This is a genomic window from Micromonospora hortensis (assembly GCF_022230935.1).
In the GTDB taxonomy this organism is placed as follows: Bacteria; Actinomycetota; Actinomycetes; order Mycobacteriales; family Micromonosporaceae; genus Micromonospora; species Micromonospora hortensis.
The window spans coordinates 37,899-55,034 of record NZ_JAKKFE010000026.1; the positions used below are offsets into that span (position 1 = coordinate 37,899).

Below are 17,136 nucleotides of genomic sequence, written 5' to 3' on the forward strand. Positions count from 1 at the left end.
GTGATCCAGGCGACCGATACGATCCGACGCGCGGACGAGGTGCCCGGGGTGGGCCGGGTGCTGGTGGTGATCCCCACCTACAACGAGGCCGACAACATCGCCGTGATCGTGGGCCGGGTCCGGCGGGCCGCCCCGGCGGTGCGGATCCTCATCGCCGACGACAACAGCCCCGACGGCACCGGCGCGATCGCCGACGCCCTCGCCGACGGCGACGCGCACGTGCAGGTGATGCACCGCCAGGGCAAGCAGGGCCTGGGTGCGGCGTACCTGGCCGGGTTCGGGTGGGCGCGCGAGCGTGGCTACCAGGCGGTCGTGGAGATGGACGCGGACGGCTCGCACGCCCCGGAGGACCTGCCGGCGCTGCTGGACGCCGCCCGCGACGCCGACGTGGTCATCGGGTCCCGGTGGACCAGGGGCGCGCGGGTGCTCAACTGGCCGCTGCGGCGGCTGTTGCTGTCGCGTGGCGGCAACCTGTACGCGCGACTGGCGTTGGGCATGCCCGTCTCGGACGCCACCGGCGGTTACCGGGTGTACCGGATCAGCGCGTTGGACGCCATCGACCTGGAGTCGGTGACCTCGCAGGGCTACTCGTTCCAGGTGGAGCTGTCGCGGCTGGCGCACCGGGCCGGGGTGCGGATCGTGGAGGTGCCGATCACCTTCGCCGAGCGGGAACGCGGCGACAGCAAGATGAGCCCGAAGATCGTGGCCGAGGCGCTGTGGCGGATCACCGCCTGGGGGGTGCGCGACCGGCGCCAGGCGGTGCGCCGGGGCCTGCACGGCACCGCCACCGGCCAGGCACGGTGGCCGTGAGCGGGTCAGGCGCGGTGGCCGTGGGCGCGGCCGTGTCATGCTGGATGAGCGGAACACGTCCGTGGTGTCCGCAGGAATGGCGATGAGGTGAGATGCGCCGAGGACTGAGGTTCGTACCGTTGGCCCTGTTGCTGGCGGTGGTGCTGGAGCTGGCGGTGTTCGTCGGCGTGGGGCGGGCGCTGGGGTTCGGCGCGGCGGTGTTGCTGGTGTTCGCCGCGTCCCTGCTGGGGTTGGTGCTGCTGCGCCGCGAGGGGATGCGCGCCTGGCGTGGGTTCCGCGCCGCCGCGGCGGCCGGGCAGCCACCGGGTGGGCAGGTGACCGATGGGCTCGTCGGGTTGGCCGGCGCGCTGTTGCTGGCGGTGCCCGGCCTGGTCAGCGGGTTGGTCGGGTTGCTGCTGCTGGTGCCGCCGGTGCGTCGACTGGCCCGCGCCGGGGTGCGCCGCGCCACCGAGCGGCGGGTGTCGTCGATGGTCGCCGGTGACCTGTTCGGGCCCCGCACGGTGCGGGTGCGCCAAGGTGCGCCGCAACCCACCCCGCAGCCGACTCCCCAGCCGGAACAGCCGGTGGTGGTCGACGGCGGTCGCGCCATCGAGGGCGAGATCGTCGAACCCGGCCGGCACTGAGACCAGGCCAGCTACCCCGCTGAAGACAGACACGACGGCGCCCCCGGGGAAGACCCCGGGGGCGCCGTCGTCGTGCGTCGTGCGGCTCAGGCGCGGCCGCGGCGGGTCCGAACCTCCTGCAGGCGCTCCTCCAGGATGTCCTCCAGCTCGGCGATGGAACGCCGCTCCAGAAGCATGTCCCAGTGGGTACGCGGCGGCTTGGCCTTCTTCTGCTCCGGCTCGTTGCCGTCGACGAGTCGGGCGACGCTGCCGTCGAACTTGCATTCCCAGGTCGTCGGGACCTCGGCGTCGACGGCGAACGGCACCTCGAACTGGTGGCCCTTGGCGCAGAGGTACTCGCGGGTCTGACGCGGCGCGAGCTCCGTGTTGCGGTCGGATTCGTAGCTCACCGCGCCAAGGCGGCTTCCGCGCAGCATACGCTCGCCCATGATCGACTTCCCCTCGTTCGTGGTGCTGGTCTTCTGGGTGTAACGGTGCGTCCCCGTCGAGCCATTCCCGCCCGAGGGCGTGAGGCGTCCACGGGTGGGCCGGGACCAAGGGTAACCGGCCGGGACGCTCACCCGGTGAGGTGATCCCCAGGCGGGTCGGGACAACGGTGTGTGTCCGCTGCCACCGGGGAGGTTAACCGCCCGAGCCTACCGAAGGTTGCGCCACGATCATCAGGTGGCGTCGCCGGGAGTGGCGGCGCCGAGGCGGGCCAGCGCCAACGCCAGGTCGCTGACCTGGTCACCGAGCTGCGCCACCCGCCGCTGGGCCAGGTCCCGGTCGGTCTCGGCGGCGTCGAGTCGTACCGTCAGGGCGGTGCGGTGACCCTCGGCGGTCGCCGCGGCCTGCCGGGCCACGCTCAGCTCGGCGGTGAGCGTGTCGCGCTGGGCGGCCAGGGCCGCCACCTCCGCGCGCAGCCGCGCGGCCAGCTCCGCGGCCTCCTGCCGGGCGTCGTCGGCCTGCCGGGCGGCGACCTCGGCGCGGTCGCGGGCCCGGTCGGCCTGCTCGCGCGCCCGGGCGGCGTCGGCGGCCTCGGCGCGGGTCCGCGCCGCGTCGGCGCGGGACTGCTCGATCTGGCGGCGGACGTCCTGCACCTCGGCCTGCCACCGACCGGCCCGCTCGGTCGCCTCGGCGGCGGCCCGACCGGCCCGTTCGGCCTCGGCGCGTAGCGCGTCGCGTTCCACGCCCAGGTCGGCCACCCGCTGCCGTTGCGCGTCGCGCTCGGTGCGCAGGTCCCGCGCCTCGACGCGGGCCTGGTCGCGGTCGCGCTCGGCCTGGGCGCGCAGCGCCTCGGCGGCGCTGGCATCGTGGCGCGCCTGGTCGCGGGCGGCCTCGGCGTGCCGCGCCCGCTCGTCGGCGGCGGTGGCCTGCCGCTGCGCCAGCTCGGCGCGCTGGCGGGCGTCGTCGGCCTCGGCGCGGGCCTCGCGGGCCTGCTCGCGGGCGCGCGCCGCGTCGGCCGCCACGGTCTCGGCGTCGTCGCGGGCCTCGTCGCGTTCGGTCTGCGCCGCCGCGATCTCGGTGGCGGCCTCCGCGCGGACCTGCGCGAGCTGGCGCTGCACACCCACCGGGGACAACTCGGCGTGCAGCGACTCGGTCAACGTCTCGACGATCTGGTCGAGTCGGTCCACCGCCTCCCAGGTGCGGGCGACCTGCCCGGACAGACCGGGGGCGTTGCGGTGGCGCATCCGGCTGTTGCGGGAGGCGCGCTGGCAGGCGCCGTCGTTGTCGCGGCAGTAGCGAAACGGTCGGCCCGCGCCGACACGCTGCGGCACCGGCGCTCCACAGTGGGCGCACGGGCGGGTCTCGGTGGTGCTGGGCTGGGCGTCCATCGAGGGCGAAGTCTAGTGCCGGCCGATCAGCTCGCCGCCCGGGCTGTGGCGTCCAGGGTGTAGCGGCGTTGCAGCAGCAGCGCCGCGAGCATCGTCACCGCCGGCAGCAACCCGAAGCCGTAGCGGACCGCAGCGAGCGCGGCGTCCGGCTGCACCGGCGACTCACCGGCCGTGGACGCCACGAAACCACCCACTGTCAGGCACAGCGCGTACGCGTACGGGCCCAGGGCCGCGCCGGTGGCCTCGGTGGCCGTCCACACCCCGGTGTAGGTGCCGGCCCCGGTGCTGCCGGCGTTGCTGGCGGCGCGAATCACGTCGGGCAGCATCGAGAACGGCAGCAGCTGCATGCCGGCGAACGCCACCCCGAGCACCGCCACCGCGGCGACCAGCACCGGCAGGCCGGCCGGTCGGCCCACCGCCAGCACCACCGAGCCGATCGCGAACGCGCCCTGCGCGCCGAGCAGCGCCCGCTGTTTGCCGACGCGTCGGGCCACCACCAGCCAGGCCGGGGTGACCAGCAGCGCCGGCGCCACGAACGCGGCCACCAGCACCGTGGTCAGGCCGGGGGCGCGCAGCTCGTACTCGGCGTAGTAGGGCACCCCGGCGAGCACCAGGTGGGTGGTGGTGGACATCGCCAGGTACGCGGCGACCAGCCACCGGAACTGCCTGTCGCGCAGCGCCGTGCGCAACGCCCGCCACCCACCGTGCCCGGACGCGGCGCTGGCCGGCGCGGACCCGCGCAGCCGGGCGATGCCGGCGACACCGACCAGCATGGCCACCAGCATCCCCACGGCCAGGACCACGCCCATCCGCTGGTAGCCGTCCCGCGTCGCCGCGTCGCCGCCGGTGAGCAGCGGGGCCAGCAGCCCGGAGACCAGGATGCCCAGGGTGAGCACCACCATCCGGAACGCCATCAGCCGGGTGCGTTCGTGATAGCCGATGCGCAGGTCGGCCGGGGTGGACAGGTAGGGGACCTGGTAGGCGGCGAAGAGCAGGTTGCCGGCGATGAAGAACACCGCCACCCACGCCGCCGCCGGCGCGCCGGTCAGGCCGCCGGGCACCGCGAAGAGCGCGGCGAACGCGACAGGCAGGGCGCAGCCGAGCAGCAACAGGCGACGACGGTCGCCGCGTCGGGTCTGCTCGACGTCGGCGCGGTGCCCCACCCAGGGGTGCAGCAGCACGTCGGCGATCTTCGGCAGCAGCAGCGCCAGGCCGGCCAGCCACGGTCCGACGGCCAGCACGTCGGTGAGGAAGTAGAGCAGCAGCAGGCCGGGCACCGTCACCCATACACCCATGCCGAGCGAGCCGGCCGCGAAGCCCGCCAGGGGGCCGCGCGGCAGCGTCGCGTCGGTGGCGGCCGCGGGCCGCCGGTCCAGCCCGGTCATCGCCGCATCCTCTCCGCAATCCAACGGTTGCTGGATTCTAGGGGCAGAATGGCGGTCATGACCATGCCCCGCCGCCGCCCGGGTCGGCCCCGCCGTGACGAGACCCGGCCGACCCGCGAGGTGGTGCTCACCGCGGCGACCGCGCTCTTCGCCGAGCGGGGCTTCGACGCCGTCGGGCTGCGGGAGGTCGCCGCCGCCGCCGGGGTCGACGTCGCCACTGTCGCGCACCACACGGGTACGAAGGCGGCGCTCTACGACGCGTGCTTCGCCCGGGTGTTCGCCGCCGAGCGGGACGTGCTGACCGAGGCCGCCGAGCAGGCCCGCGCCGCTCTCGACGCGGGTCCGGACGCGGCGCGGCGGGCCCTGCACGAGCTGGTCGACGTCTTCGTCGACTTCCTGGAGGACCGCCCCGAGACCACAGCGCTGTGGCTGCGCCGCTGGTTGGAACCGCAGCGGCACGCCGAACTCGACCAGCGCTACGCCGACCCGTTGTACCGGCTGGTCGCGGAGCTGCTCACCGCCGCCGCGGCGACCGGAGCGCTGGCCGAGCCGACCCCGCACATCACCGTGCGCAGTCTGGTGTGGGCGACGCACGGGCACGTGGTGGCGCTGGCCGCGGGCGCGCCCGGGGCTCGGGAACGGCGCGAGTTCCGGGCGTTCGTGCATCGCCTGCTCGACGGGCTGTACGGACCGCCGACCCCTTGACGGGCCGCCGCCACGCGACGATTATCCATCGGACGTTGGATTAATGGGGGCGGCAATGGGCGTACCACAGCGGGTGGCGGTGATCGGGGCCGGCGCCGCCGGCCTCGCCGCGGTCAAGGCACTCCGCGACGCCGACGTGCCAACTGTGGGCTTCGAGGCCGCCGAGCAGGTCGGTGGCCTCTGGGTGTACGGGGCACCCGACTCACCCGCATACCGCACGCTGCACCTCAACACCAGCCGTGGTCGTACCCAGTTCGCCGACCACCCGATGCCGACCGACTGGCCCGACTACCCCGACCACCGTCGTGTCGCCGGTTACCTCGCCGACTACGCCACCCGCTTCGGGCTGGCCGACACCATCCGGCTGCGGCACACCGTCGAGCGGGTCACCCAGCACCCCGACGGCACCTGGACGGTCACCGCCAGCGGTCCGAGCGGCCCGGTCGAGGTCACCGTCGACGCCGTGGTCGTCGCCAACGGGCACAACCGGGTGCCCCGGCTGCCCGACCCCGGCTACCCCGGCACCAGCACCGCCGAGCAGATCCACAGCCACGACTACCGGGGCCCGGAGCAGTTGGTCGGCAGGCGGGTCCTGGTCGTCGGCGGCGGCAACTCCGCGATGGACATCGCCGTCGACGCGTCGTACGCCGCCACCCGGACCCTGCTGTCGCTGCGCCGGGGCGTCTGGGTGGTGCCGAAGTACCTGCTGGGGCGCCCTTCGGACACTCTCAACGGGGCGTTGGCCCGCCGGCTGCCGTGGCGTCTGCGCCAACGCATCAGCCAGACGATGCTGAGCACCACAGTCGGCAACCCCGCCCGCTACGGGCTGCCCGCGCCGACGCACGGCTTCCTCCAGGACCACCCGACGCTCTCCGACGGGTTGCTGTCGCGGCTGACCCACGGTGACGTCGAGGCCCGACCCGGCGTCGCCGCCCTCGACGGCGACCGGGTGGAGTTCACCGACGGCCGCAGCGACAGCGTCGATCTGATCATCTGGTGCACCGGCTACCGGGTGGACGTCCCGTTCCTCGACCCGGCGCTGCTCGCCGGAGGCGCCGACACCCTTCCGTTGTACCGGCACGTGTTCCACCCCGACGCCCCCGGGCTGAGCTTCGTCGGGTTGATGCAGTCCACCGGCTCCGCGTTCCCGCTGGTCGAGGCGCAGGCCAAGCTGATCGCGGCGCACCTCGCCGGCCGGTACGCGCTGCCGGACCCGGAGCGACAGCGCGCCGCGTGCCGGGCCGAACTGCGGGCCGCGACCGCCCGCTGGGGTCAGCGCCGCCCGGCGATGCGGGTGGACTTCGACGTCTACCTGGCCGAGCTGGCCAGGGAGTTGACCGCCGGGACCCGCCGCGCCCGCTCCGGCGCGACCCCCCCGGTGGGGGCACCCCGGTGAGGGACCGAACACTTGCCGGTCGGCGGGTGCTGGTCACCGGGGCGAGCGGGACCTTCGGCCGCCACCTCGGCGCCGCCCTGAGCGCGGCCGGCGCCCGGGTGGTGGGGCTCGACCTGCACGCCCGTCCCGACGACGACGTTCCGGTGCTGGGCTGCGACCTGACCGACCCGGACGCCGTGCCGGCGGCGGTGCGGGCCGCCGTCGACCGACTCGGCGGGCTCGACCTGCTGATCAACAACGCCGGGGTCGGTGGTCCCGCTCCGGCCGAGTTGCCGCCCGACGAGGTGGTCCGCCGGCAACTGGAGGTCAACCTGCTCGCCGCCTGGCGCACCACCGCCGCCGCGCTGCCCCCGCTGGTCACCGCACGCGGACGGGTGATCTTCGTATCCAGTCGGATGGCGGTGCTGCCGCTGCCGCTCGCGGCCGCGTACGGGGTGAGCAAACGGGCCCTGGTCGCCTACGCCGACGCGCTGCGCCACGAGGTGGGCAGCCACGTCGGGGTCAGCGTCGTCTACCCGAGCATGGTCGCCTCCCCGATCCACGACAGCACCGCCGAGGCAGGGCTGTCCCTGCGAGGAGTGTCGCGCCCCGAACCCGTCGAAGGGGTGGTCGCGGCGATCCTGCGGACCGCCACCGCCCGACGGGCACCCCGGGACGTGGCGACCACCGCACGCGGCCGGCTGGAGATGGCCGTCGGCCGGCACGCTCCCGCGCTGGCCGACCGACTGGTCCGCCGCACCCTCGCCGCCCGGCTCGCCGCCGGTGACCTGGACGCCGCGCCACTGGCCGCCGGGATGCTCGGCCGCCAACGGGGGCACTGAGCACCGGGTCAGGGCGTGGCGACGGCCGCGCGCGACCGGTCGGCGGCGATCCGCACGGCCAACGCCGCGAGCGCCGTGCCGGTCACCCACCGCTGCACCCGCAACCACACCGGCCGGCGGGCGAAGAACCCGGCCAGCGAGCCGGCGCTGAGCACGATCAGCGCGTTCACGCTCAGCGCCACGACGATCTGGGTCAGACCGAGCAGCAGGCTCTGCGTGGCCAGATGCCCCCGCGTCGGGTCGATGAACTGCGGTAGCAACGACACGTAGAGGATCGCGATCTTCGGGTTCAGCAGGTTGGTGACCAGGCCCATGGCGAACAGCCGCCGGGGCGGGTCCGGCGGCAGCGGCGCGGGCGTGAACGGCGAGTGCCCACCCGGACGCAGTGTCCGCCAGGCCAGCCAGAGCAGGTAGCCGGCGCCGGCCAGCTTCACCACCGCGTACAGCGTCGGCACCAGGACGAAGACGGTGGCCAGGCCGGCGACCGCCGCCGCCAGGTAGACGCCGAAGCCGGCGGCCACCCCGAGCAGCGAGACCAGACCGGCTCGGCGGCCCTGCGCCACCGAGCGGGACACCAGGTAGACCATGTTCGGGCCGGGCGTGAGCACCAGCCCCAACGCCACCAACGCGATACCCAGCAGTGCACCAGTACTCACCACGACGCTTCCCCCGTTCGGTAATCCCCACACCGACCGTAATCAGGATGAACATCCCACCCCAGGGCCACCTGACAGGCCGTGGCCTGCGATCCGTGGTGATCCACTCACGTTCGGCGCAACGGCGCCACAGTCGGCGGGAATGCGCGCCGTCGCGGACGTGCTGACCCCTGGCAAGTGCGTGTCGCCGGCCGGAGGCGGCGCGTTACGGTGGCCAGGGAGGTGCCGCACGGTGACCGAGGCGTGGGAAGCGTCAGTGGAGGCGAAGATCCAGGACGCCGTTCAGCGCGGCGAGTTCGACGACCTGCCCGGCATGGGCAAGCCGATCCCCGGTCGGGGGGCGCCGTACGACGAGGCGTGGTGGATCAAGAGCTTCCTGGAGCGCGAGGCGCTCCCCAGCGACCTGCTCCTGCCCACGTCGCTGCAACTGCGCCGACGCATCGAGCAGGTCCCCGACGAGGTCCGTGACCTGCCCACCGAACAGTCCGTCCGCGACTTCGTGGGGCAGCTGAACGGGCAGATCGTGGCGTGGCTGCGCTTCCCCGACGACGGCCCCCGGGTCGCGGTGCGCCCGGTGAACGCCGAGGACGTGGTCCGCCGTTGGCGCGCCGAACGTGCCCGCCCCACGGTGACGACGACCGGCACCGAAGCGGCGGTCGTTCTGCCGCCGACGCGCCGGCCCCGCCGTAGCTGGTGGCGTCGGTGGCGCCGTCGGGGCTGACCGCCGGCCACTGCCACGGCAGACTGTGCCGATGATGATCGAATCTCGGTCACCCGACATGCCCTCGACGCCGGGTGTCGTCCTGCGGCAGTGGTGCGCCGACGACCTGGATGAGCTGGTGCGGGCGTACCGGGATCCGGTCCTGCGCCGCTGGACCAGAGCTCCGGTGACCACCCCCGCCGAGGCCCGACGGTGGTTGGACGGCGCGCTGCGCGACTGGGCCGACGGGCGGCGGTACACCTTCGCCGTCCTCGACGAGCAGGCCGACGGCGCCCCGCTGGTGGGCAACGTGGTGCTCAAGGGGGTCACGCCGCAGCGTCCGGCCCCGGAGGTCGGCTACTGGACGGCGTCGTGGGCACGCGGCCGCGGCGTCGCCCCGCGTGCGGTCACCGCGCTGAGCCGCTGGGCGTTCGACAGGTTCCCCGAGGTGACGCGTCTCGACCTGCTGCACCAGGTGGACAACGTCGCGTCCTGCCGGGTGGCGCAGAAGTGCGGCTTCGTGTTCCAGGAGGTGCTGCCGGCCCGGCCGCCCTTCCCACTCGACGGCCACCGGCACTCGCTGCATCCCGGGTAGCCGGGCATCACCTGCCCGCGCCGACCGTCCGCACCTGTCACGAACGGATCCGAACAGGTCCGAACGCCTGCTCCCGGCCTCGACGACGCGAACGCGGATACGGTCGGGGCCGAGCGCCCAGATGACCGCCGGCGCGGGAGGGACGGGGCGACGTGACCGAGCGCGCCGCGACGTACGCCGAGGTGTTCGCGGTACGCGAGTACCGCCACCTGTTCGGTGCGTACCTGCTGTCCCTGGCCGGTGACCAGCTCACGGCCGTGACCGTGGCGTATCTCGTCTTCAGCGAAACCGGCTCGGCCGCGCTGGCGGCGGCCGCGTACGCCAGTTCCTACCTGGCCTGGCTCACCGGCGGACCGCTGCTGTCCGGCCTGGCCGACCGGTTCCCCCGGCGAAGCGTGATGATCACGTGCGACCTTGGCCGCGCGGCGCTCATCCCGCTGGCGGCGCTGCCGGACCTCCCCGCGCAAGCCCTGGTGGTGCTCCTCTTCGTGGTCAACCTGATGCGGCCACCGTTCGTGGCGGCGCGGGCGGCGTTGATGCCGGAGGTGCTCGACGACGACCGCTACGCGGTGGCCAACGGCGTGGACAACATCTGCGCCCAGGTCGTGCAGGTGGTCGGCTTCGCCGTCGGGGGGAGTCTGGTGGCGGTGCTGTCGCTGCGCGGTGCCCTGCTGGTGGATGCCGGCACGTTTCTGGTGTCGGCACTTCTGATCGGGATCGGTGTGCGTTCGCGCCCCGCGCCCCGACCGCGGTCGAGCCCGACCGGTGAGGCCCGGGCGGTTGGCCTGCGGGTGATCTTCGCCGATCCCCGGCTGCGGTCCTACGTTCTCCTCCTGTGGACGGCCAGCGCCTTCACCTACGCGGCCGAGGGGCTGATGGCGCCGCTGGCCCGACAGTACGGTGGCGGCGCCGCCACTGTCGGGCTGTTGCTGGCGGCGGCGCCGTTGGGGATGTCCCTCGGCGGGGTCGCGCTCACCCGGTTCTGTCCACCGGCGGCCCGGCCACGGCTCATCCTGCCGTTGGCCGCGATGTCGGCCGGCGTGCTGACGGTGGCGTGGCTCGTCCCTCCGCTGTGGATGATGCTCCTGTTGTTGGTGCTGGCCGGAGCCGCGAGCGCCTTCGCCATCCCTCTGAACGCGTTGTTCGGCCGGGCGGTGCCGACGCAGTACCGGGGACGCGCGTTCGGGGTGGCCATCACCGGTCTCAGTGGGCTGCAGGGGACGGCGATGGTCCTCGCGGGTCTGGGCGCCGAGCGGTGGCCGGCCACCACGGTGATCGGGTTCAGCGGATTGGCGGGCGCGGTGGCGGTTCTCGCTGTCGTGCCGCTGTGGCAGCGGCGACCCGACTCCAGACCTGCCACGTCCGAGTCTCCGGTCGAACAAGCCCGAACGACTCCGAACGCCGACACCGGTACCGCCGAAGCAGTCCGTGGCCGACGCTGAGGTCACCTGGCGGGCACGGGGGCCGTCACCGAGGGGAGAGGAGAAGGGCATGCGCAGCGTTCGCAACCGTGGCATCAGTTGGACCTGACCCTGACGCTCCAACCGGGTGGTCGCCCGGAAGGCGACCACCCGGCCCTCACCGTCGGTGCGAGTCAGTCGACCGCGGCCCGCCAGCTCCAGGAGGTGCGCCGGGTCCGGCCGGGCAGCTCACCGCGGCCGGTCATCCAGAGCAGCACCTCGGGCGCCGCCCCGGGCGGGGCGTCCGGGAAGAGTCGCCGCAGCACCAGCGCGCTCAGCCGCTGCGGCGGCTGCCACGGCACGCCGAGACCGACGGTGACGTCGTGGGTGTGCAGCACGGTCTCGGCCACGCCCATGGCGGCGAAGCCGGTCGGATCGCACGCGCCGAAGTGCCAGGCCCGCGCCTCCGGCCCGGCGGCGTCGACGGCGGCGGCGAGCAGACCGGCGCAGGCCCGCACCACTGTGAGCACCTGCGTCGGGCTCGCGTCGGGGGAGACCCGCAGGTCGTACGGCAGATAGCCGTCATCCGGGCGGCCGGTGACCTGGCCCGCGTACGCGAGAAGGTCGTGCGCGACGTGCGCCGCTGTGGTCCAGCAGCTCCAACTCAGCGAGCCCGCCGGCACCGACCAGTCGCGTTCCCGGTGTGGCAGCAGCACCCGGGTCATCTCGTCGACCGCCTCCCGAATGTCGGCGCCGGTCACCGCCGACATTCGCCAACCCGCCGGGCAGCACCGGGCGTGGAAACCGCGTTGTGGGTAGAGACAGTCGAAGCATGCAAGAATCCATCCTCGCATATGGGGGGAGGCGAACGGAGTGTTGCCCAACCTTGTGGTGGACACGACGGTGCTGCCCCCGGCGGACCGTTTCGCGTTCTGGTATGCCCTGGTCGCCCAGGAGACCGCGCCGGCGCACATCAGCAGCGGCCATCTGGACAACTTCGTGGCCTACGCGCAGGCCATCGATCTCGGCCGCATCCGGATGACCTCGCTGCGCTACCCGTCGCTGGACTCGATCCGGCCCACGACACTGGTCCGCCGAGCCGAGGGGGACGTGTATCAACTCGCGCTACCACTGACGGGTCACAGCACCTTGATCCAGGACCGCACCGAGTCCACGCTGGAAGCCGCGAACCACTTCACCCTCTTGGACACCGCACGGCCGCACGTCGCCCGGCATCGCGCGGACGGTCCCGGTCCCGCCACCTCGATCACCGTGCAGATACCGCACGCGGCGCTGCCGCTGGCGCCGGACCGGCTCCGCCGCCTGCTGGCCACGCCGATGCCGTCGCACCTCGGCGTCGGCGGGCTGTTGGCCCACCACCTGCGCAGCATCGCGGCGCACCCGGAGCAGTTCGAGCCGGCCCAGGCCGAGATCCTGGGCGGGGTGGCGGTGGACCTGCTCACTGCCGCGCTCGCTCAGTACCTCGACATCGAGGACACCCTGTCACCGGAGGCGCGGCAGACCGCACTGCGGGCCCGGGTCGTCGACTTCATCGACCGCCACCTCGACAGTGACGAGCTCAGCCCTCGCAGCGTCGCCGCCGCCCACCACATCTCGCCGCGGTCGCTGCACCGCCTGTTCGAGGCGGAGGCGACGACGGTTGCCGAACTCATCCGCGCCAAGCGCCTGGAGCAGTGCCGGCGTGATCTCGGCAACCCGCTGCTGCGGCAGTCGATCCAGTCCATCGCCGCCCGTTGGGGTTTCCCGGACAAGGCCCACTTCAGCCGCCTCTTCCGTGCCCACTACGGACGTTCGCCCCAGGAATACCGCACGGGCGTCGCTCGCCGAGATCGGTGACCGACCCGACCGCTACCGCCGACGGTCGGTCGGATCGTCCTCGACGAAGTCCCGGACCGCGGCGCGGATGCTCTCGCCGTACGGGTCGTCCGGTAGCCGTTTTAGGTGTTCACGGGCCAGGGCGAGGTTCTGCCGGGCCGGGCCGACGTTGCCCAGACGCCGGTGGCAGTCGGCCAGGTTGAGGTACAGCGACGGCAGGAACGCCTGGACCTGGAGCGAGGACAGATACCGCTGGGCGCGTTCGTCGGTCAGGTCGGACACGGCGGCCAGGGCACGTTCGTCCCAGGCCAACTCCGCCTCGGTGGTGTCCTGCAGGTCGGCGAGGTAGTGCGCCAGGGTGCAGCGGTGCAGGGCGTCACCGGTGGGGCCGAGTTCGTCCCACAACACGGTGAGTAGCTCACAGGCTCGGGCAGGTGCGCCGCTCTGGCCGAGCTGCACGGCCTCGATGATGCGGGTCATGGTCGGGTCGACGGTCGCCTGGTCGGTCATGTCGCCGATGGTCGGGCCTCAACCCGGTCGAGGGTCAACTCCGGAGGAAAGTCGGGCTGGCCGAGCGGAGCGCGGCGTCGATCGCGCAACCCGCCGGGCGGACGACGCTGGCCGAACCAGTTGACCTTGCGCCTGAATGTCAGCAGGGTGTTCTCTACCCGGCGGAGGGAGGCAGATGCGGCAGCGAGACTACTCAGGACCCGAGGACCTGATCGCCATGCAGCGTGCCGTCCAACGCTCCTGGACACCGGCGAGCCGATGGCACATCGGTGACCTCGCCTGGCAGCGCAACGCGGCGCCGCGGTCAGCCTGGCCTGCCTGCACGCGCTCCGGGCAGCCGGCGCCACCCGCGCCGTCGTCTACCCCCGTGGGACGCCGCCTACCCGGTGCCCGGACACCTCTATCACGGGCTCGGATTTCGCCCAACCGCGCGAACCGTCACCCACTGTCGTTCCGCCTGAGCCAGAGCCCCACCACACTCGGACTCGACGATCCCGACGTCGACATGGAGTTCCGCCACGCGGTGTCGCCGACAACCCCTCACCGCCGGGCCACGATGGCCTCGAGGACCGAGCGGACGGATGTCGGGCGGTGGCCGATGACTGTCTCCAGCGTCGGATCGGTCACGGCGAACTCCTTTCCTCGCGCCGCGCGGTACATGCCGAGCGTGAAGTCGGCCGCCGCCGCGGGCATGCCTCGCTCGATGGCGGTCGCCCGCCACTGGTCGTCGTCCACGACGACCCGTTCGACCACGCGGCCCGTGATGTCGCTGAGGATGGCGGCCACCGCTTCCAGGTCGAGCATCTCCGAGGCGGTCAGCGGCGCCGTGACCCCGTCGAGTACGCCGTCTTCGGTGAGGGCGACGGCTGCGGCCTCGGCCAGGTCGGCGTGCGCGGTCCAGGACACCGGGCCGTCCGCCGGCGCCACGAGTTGCCCGGTCTCCAACGCCGTGCCGATGGAGAAGCTGAGCGTGCTCGCGTAGAACCCGTTGCGCAGGGCGGTGAAGGGAACCCCCAGTCCGGCCAGGTGTTCCTCGGTCGCGGCGTGCGTGGGCTGGGCGGCGAAGAGTGAGTCCCGGGAGGCGGCCTGGTGGCTGGTGTAGAGGATTCGACCGGCTCCCGCGGCGCGGGCGGCGTCGATGGCGGCGCGATTCGCGACGAACGCGCCGGAGCCGCGGATGGCGGCGGAGACGATGAGGACCTTGTCGGCACCCTCGAAGGCGTGCCCCAGCGTGGCCGGGTCGGTGAAGTCCGCGGCGCGCACCCGCACCCCCCGCTCGGCGAGGCCGGCGGCCCTGTCGACGTCGCGCACGCTCACGCCCACCGCGTCGGGCGGTAGCCGGTCGAGCAGCCGCTCGACGATCTGGGACCCGAGGTTTCCCGTGGCACCGGTGACGACGATCATGATGAACACTCCTTGTTATCGGTGTTACGCCACTCAAGTTAGCACCGATAATTCGTAGCCAACAAGACGCTGTTAGCATCGGTTCATGGTGATGACGCAGGACACCCGCGACGACGTCCGCGCGGGCATCGTCGCGGCGGCGACCCAACTGCTGCGGGAGAAGGGCGCGAACGCGGTGACGACGCGGGCCGTCGCCCAGGCCGCAGGCGTGCAGGCGCCGACCATCTATCGCCTGTTCGGCGACAAGGACGGCCTCATCGACGCCGTCGCCGAGCACGTCATGGCCACCTACGTCAGCGGCAAATCGGTCGCAGCGGACGGCGCGACGGGTGATCCGGTCGCGGACCTGCGCGCCGGATGGCGCGCGCACGTGGAGTTCGGCCTGACAAACCCCGAGCTGTACGCGCTGATCGCTACCCGGGGGAGCGGCGCACCCTCGCCGGCGACGATCGCCGGCCTCGACGTGCTACGGCGACGGGTCCGGCGACTCGCCACAGCCGGCCTCCTGCGGGTCGACGAGGAGCGGGCGCTACTGATGATCCACTCTGCGGGCAACGGAACTATCCTCACCCTGCTGGGAACGCCCGCCGACCAGCGCGACCTCGGCCTGGTCGAGGCCATGCTCGAGGCCGTGCTCACCAGCATCCTGGCGACAACTCCGGCCACACCCGACACGAGCGCGAACGCGGTAGCGGTGACCTTCGCGACGGTGCTGCCCGACCTCCCGGGGCTCACCGACGCCGAACGCGCGCTGATGGCCGAGTGGCTCCACCGATCGCTGACCCACCCAACGCCGTGATCACCTGGCGAGGAAACGACTCGACGGGATCACGTTGGCGAGATAGCTTGCAGTCGACCGTGACACCGCCCGAGGAGGTGAGACCCATGAACGTTGTAGCGATGTGGGTACTCCCTCTTACCGTCATGGTCGGGCGATTGACGTAGGTGTCGCCGGGAGCGCCTTGCCAACACGGCACTCCCGAAAGGCAACACCTATGTACCCTCCGCAATTCAGCGCCGAGCCCCCGTCGACCGATCGCACGCCCCGCACGTACGACGTGATCATTGCCGGCTGCGGGCCGACCGGTGCGGTGCTCGCCGCCGAACTACGACTGCACGACGTGCGGGTCCTCGTCCTGGAGAAGGAGACCGAACCGGCGTCGGCCGTCCGGATCGTCGGCCTGCACATCCGCAGTCTCGAGCTGATGGCGATGCGCGGGCTGCTGGACCGCATCCTCCCGCACGGGCGGCAGCGTCCGGCCAGCGCCTACTTCGCCGCCATCGCCAAGCCCGCGCCCACTGGCCTGGATTCCCGGTACGCCTACCTGCTGGGCATCCCGCAGCCGGTCATCGAACGGCTGCTCGAAGAGCACGCCATCGAACTGGGCGCGCAGGTCCGGCGCGGTCGGGCGGTGGCCGGGTTCGAGCAGGACGACGAGGGTGTGACAGTCGAGCTGGCCGACGGGGAACAGCTGCGCTCGTGCTACCTCATCGGCTGCGACGGCGGGCGCAGCACGGTGCGCAAACTGCTCGGCGTCGGCTTTCCCGGCGAACCCGCACGGACCGAGAGCCTGATGGGCGAAATGGAGGTGGGCGTTTCGCAGGAGGAGATCGCCGCGAAGGTGGCCGAGATCCGCGAGACCCACCAGCGGTTCTGGCTCCGGCCCGCGGGCGTCGGGGTCTACAGCGTCCTGGTCCCCGCCACCGGGGTCAGCGACCGCGCCGAACCGCCCACCCTCGACGACGTCAAACGCCAGCTGCGCGCCATCGCCGGGACCGACTTCGGCGTGCACTCCCCGCGCTGGTTGTCCCGCTTCGGCGACGCCACCCGGCTGGCCGACAGGTATCGGGTCGGGCGGGTGCTGCTGGCCGGCGACGCGGCGCACATCCATCCGCCCATCGGTGGACAGGGCCTCAACCTGGGCGTCCAGGACGCGTTCAACCTCGGCTGGAAACTGGCCGCGCGGATCCGCGGCTGGGCGCCGGAGGCACTGCTGGACACCTACCAGGCCGAACGCCGTCCGGTCGCCGAGGCGGTGCTGGACAACACCCGCGCCCAGACGGAGCTGCTGTCCACCGAACCGGGTGCCCAGGCCGTACGGAGGCTGCTCATCGAGTTGATGGACTTCGACGAGGTGAACCTCCATCTGCTGGAGAAGATCACCGCCATCGGTATCCGCTACGACTTCGGCCCCGGCCCCGACCTGCTCGGTCGCCGTCTGCCCGACCTGGACGTGAAACAGGGCCACCTCTACGGTCTGCTGCACCGCGGCCGCGGTCTGCTGCTGGACCGCACCGAACGCCTCACCGTCGGCGGCTGGTCGGACCGGGTCGATCACGTCGCGGATTCGACTGCGGCACTGGACGTTCCGGGTGTCCTGCTCCGCCCCGACGGCCACGTCGCCTGGATCGGCGACGGCCAGCGGGACCTGGACGACCACCTTTCCCGCTGGTTCGGCGAGCCCGCCCACTGATCTCAGG

At 73.0% G+C, this 17,136-nt stretch carries 18 protein-coding genes; 11 read left to right on the forward strand and 7 right to left on the reverse strand.

What is annotated here, in order from left to right; all coding sequences use genetic code 11:
• Positions 1–810 (forward strand): polyprenol monophosphomannose synthase, encoded by an 810-nt coding sequence (locus NIE111_RS18495; RefSeq protein WP_238685579.1) that lies wholly within the window; start codon positions 1–3, stop codon positions 808–810.
• A gap of 92 nt (positions 811–902) precedes the next feature.
• On the forward strand, positions 903–1,433 hold the full coding sequence (locus tag NIE111_RS18500) for an FxsA family protein (protein ID WP_238681388.1): 531 nt from the start codon (positions 903–905) through the stop codon (positions 1,431–1,433).
• Between the two features lie 86 nt (positions 1,434–1,519).
• On the opposite strand, the gene NIE111_RS18505 is transcribed toward NIE111_RS18500, so the two are convergent.
• The 3 genes from NIE111_RS18505 to NIE111_RS18515 all read right to left on the reverse strand — a co-directional run bounded on the left by NIE111_RS18505 (position 1,520) and on the right by NIE111_RS18515 (position 4,632).
• Positions 1,520–1,861, reverse strand: coding sequence for an RNA polymerase-binding protein RbpA (locus NIE111_RS18505; RefSeq protein ID WP_091398247.1), 342 nt, complete (start codon positions 1,859–1,861; stop codon positions 1,520–1,522).
• Positions 1,862–2,092: 231 nt separating this feature from the next.
• The gene (locus NIE111_RS18510; protein WP_238685580.1) at positions 2,093–3,247 is read right to left on the reverse strand and encodes a coiled-coil domain-containing protein; all 1,155 of its coding nucleotides are present in this window, start codon (positions 3,245–3,247) and stop codon (positions 2,093–2,095) included.
• Between the two features lie 26 nt (positions 3,248–3,273).
• Positions 3,274–4,632 carry an MFS transporter gene (locus NIE111_RS18515; protein ID WP_238685581.1) on the reverse strand — a complete coding sequence of 453 codons (1,359 nt, stop codon included), beginning with the start codon at positions 4,630–4,632 and terminating at the stop codon, positions 3,274–3,276.
• Between the two features lie 57 nt (positions 4,633–4,689).
• Here NIE111_RS18515 and NIE111_RS18520 point away from each other — a divergent pair, with 57 nt between their 5' ends.
• From NIE111_RS18520 to NIE111_RS18530, 3 genes are read left to right on the forward strand one after another with little or no spacing between them, the layout of a single operon-like run.
• Positions 4,690–5,337 carry a TetR/AcrR family transcriptional regulator gene (locus NIE111_RS18520; RefSeq protein ID WP_238685582.1) on the forward strand — a complete coding sequence of 216 codons (648 nt, stop codon included), beginning with the start codon at positions 4,690–4,692 and terminating at the stop codon, positions 5,335–5,337.
• A gap of 55 nt (positions 5,338–5,392) precedes the next feature.
• Positions 5,393–6,733, forward strand: coding sequence for a flavin-containing monooxygenase (locus tag NIE111_RS18525; RefSeq protein WP_238685583.1), 1,341 nt, complete (start codon positions 5,393–5,395; stop codon positions 6,731–6,733).
• Positions 6,730–7,554, forward strand: coding sequence for an SDR family NAD(P)-dependent oxidoreductase (locus tag NIE111_RS18530; protein ID WP_238685584.1), 825 nt, complete (start codon positions 6,730–6,732; stop codon positions 7,552–7,554). The genes NIE111_RS18525 and NIE111_RS18530 overlap by 4 nt, the downstream gene beginning before the upstream one ends.
• An 8-nt stretch (positions 7,555–7,562) precedes the next feature.
• Here NIE111_RS18530 and NIE111_RS18535 read toward each other — a convergent pair whose 3' ends face one another.
• A complete protein-coding gene (locus tag NIE111_RS18535; RefSeq protein WP_238685585.1) occupies positions 7,563–8,213 on the reverse strand; it encodes a LysE family translocator in 651 nt (216 codons plus the stop codon).
• Between the two features lie 229 nt (positions 8,214–8,442).
• Here NIE111_RS18535 and NIE111_RS18540 point away from each other — a divergent pair, with 229 nt between their 5' ends.
• From NIE111_RS18540 to NIE111_RS18550, 3 genes are all read left to right on the forward strand, one after another.
• Entirely contained in the window at positions 8,443–8,931 is a 489-nt protein-coding gene (locus NIE111_RS18540; RefSeq protein ID WP_238685586.1) for a DnaJ family domain-containing protein, read from the forward strand.
• Positions 8,932–8,962: 31 nt separating this feature from the next.
• Positions 8,963–9,505: a GNAT family N-acetyltransferase gene (locus NIE111_RS18545; protein ID WP_238685587.1), complete on the forward strand. Its 543-nt coding sequence runs from the start codon at positions 8,963–8,965 to the stop codon at positions 9,503–9,505.
• Between the two features lie 152 nt (positions 9,506–9,657).
• On the forward strand, positions 9,658–10,947 hold the full coding sequence (locus NIE111_RS18550) for an MFS transporter (protein ID WP_238685588.1): 1,290 nt from the start codon (positions 9,658–9,660) through the stop codon (positions 10,945–10,947).
• Positions 10,948–11,099: 152 nt separating this feature from the next.
• Here NIE111_RS18550 and NIE111_RS18555 read toward each other — a convergent pair whose 3' ends face one another.
• Complete coding sequence (locus tag NIE111_RS18555) at positions 11,100–11,675, reverse strand: maleylpyruvate isomerase N-terminal domain-containing protein (RefSeq protein ID WP_238685589.1); 576 nt, start codon at positions 11,673–11,675, stop codon at positions 11,100–11,102.
• A gap of 103 nt (positions 11,676–11,778) precedes the next feature.
• On the opposite strand from NIE111_RS18555, the gene NIE111_RS18560 reads away from it, so the two are divergent.
• The gene (locus NIE111_RS18560) at positions 11,779–12,762 is read left to right on the forward strand and encodes an AraC-like ligand-binding domain-containing protein (RefSeq protein WP_238685590.1); all 984 of its coding nucleotides are present in this window, start codon (positions 11,779–11,781) and stop codon (positions 12,760–12,762) included.
• Positions 12,763–12,774: 12 nt separating this feature from the next.
• Here the strand turns inward: NIE111_RS18560 and NIE111_RS18565 are convergent, their stop codons facing one another.
• Together NIE111_RS18565 and NIE111_RS18570 are read right to left on the reverse strand one after the other, a co-directional pair.
• A complete protein-coding gene (locus tag NIE111_RS18565) occupies positions 12,775–13,251 on the reverse strand; it encodes a hypothetical protein (protein WP_238685591.1) in 477 nt (158 codons plus the stop codon).
• Positions 13,252–13,791: 540 nt separating this feature from the next.
• Positions 13,792–14,655 (reverse strand): NmrA family NAD(P)-binding protein, encoded by an 864-nt coding sequence (locus tag NIE111_RS18570; RefSeq protein WP_238685592.1) that lies wholly within the window; start codon positions 14,653–14,655, stop codon positions 13,792–13,794.
• 85 nt (positions 14,656–14,740) lie between these two features.
• Here NIE111_RS18570 and NIE111_RS18575 point away from each other — a divergent pair, with 85 nt between their 5' ends.
• Positions 14,741–15,454, forward strand: coding sequence for a TetR/AcrR family transcriptional regulator (locus tag NIE111_RS18575; RefSeq protein ID WP_238685593.1), 714 nt, complete (start codon positions 14,741–14,743; stop codon positions 15,452–15,454).
• A 196-nt stretch (positions 15,455–15,650) separates the two neighbouring features.
• Complete coding sequence (rox, locus tag NIE111_RS18580; protein WP_238685594.1) at positions 15,651–17,129, forward strand: rifampin monooxygenase; 1,479 nt, start codon at positions 15,651–15,653, stop codon at positions 17,127–17,129.
• Positions 17,130–17,136: the final 7 nt, after the last annotated feature.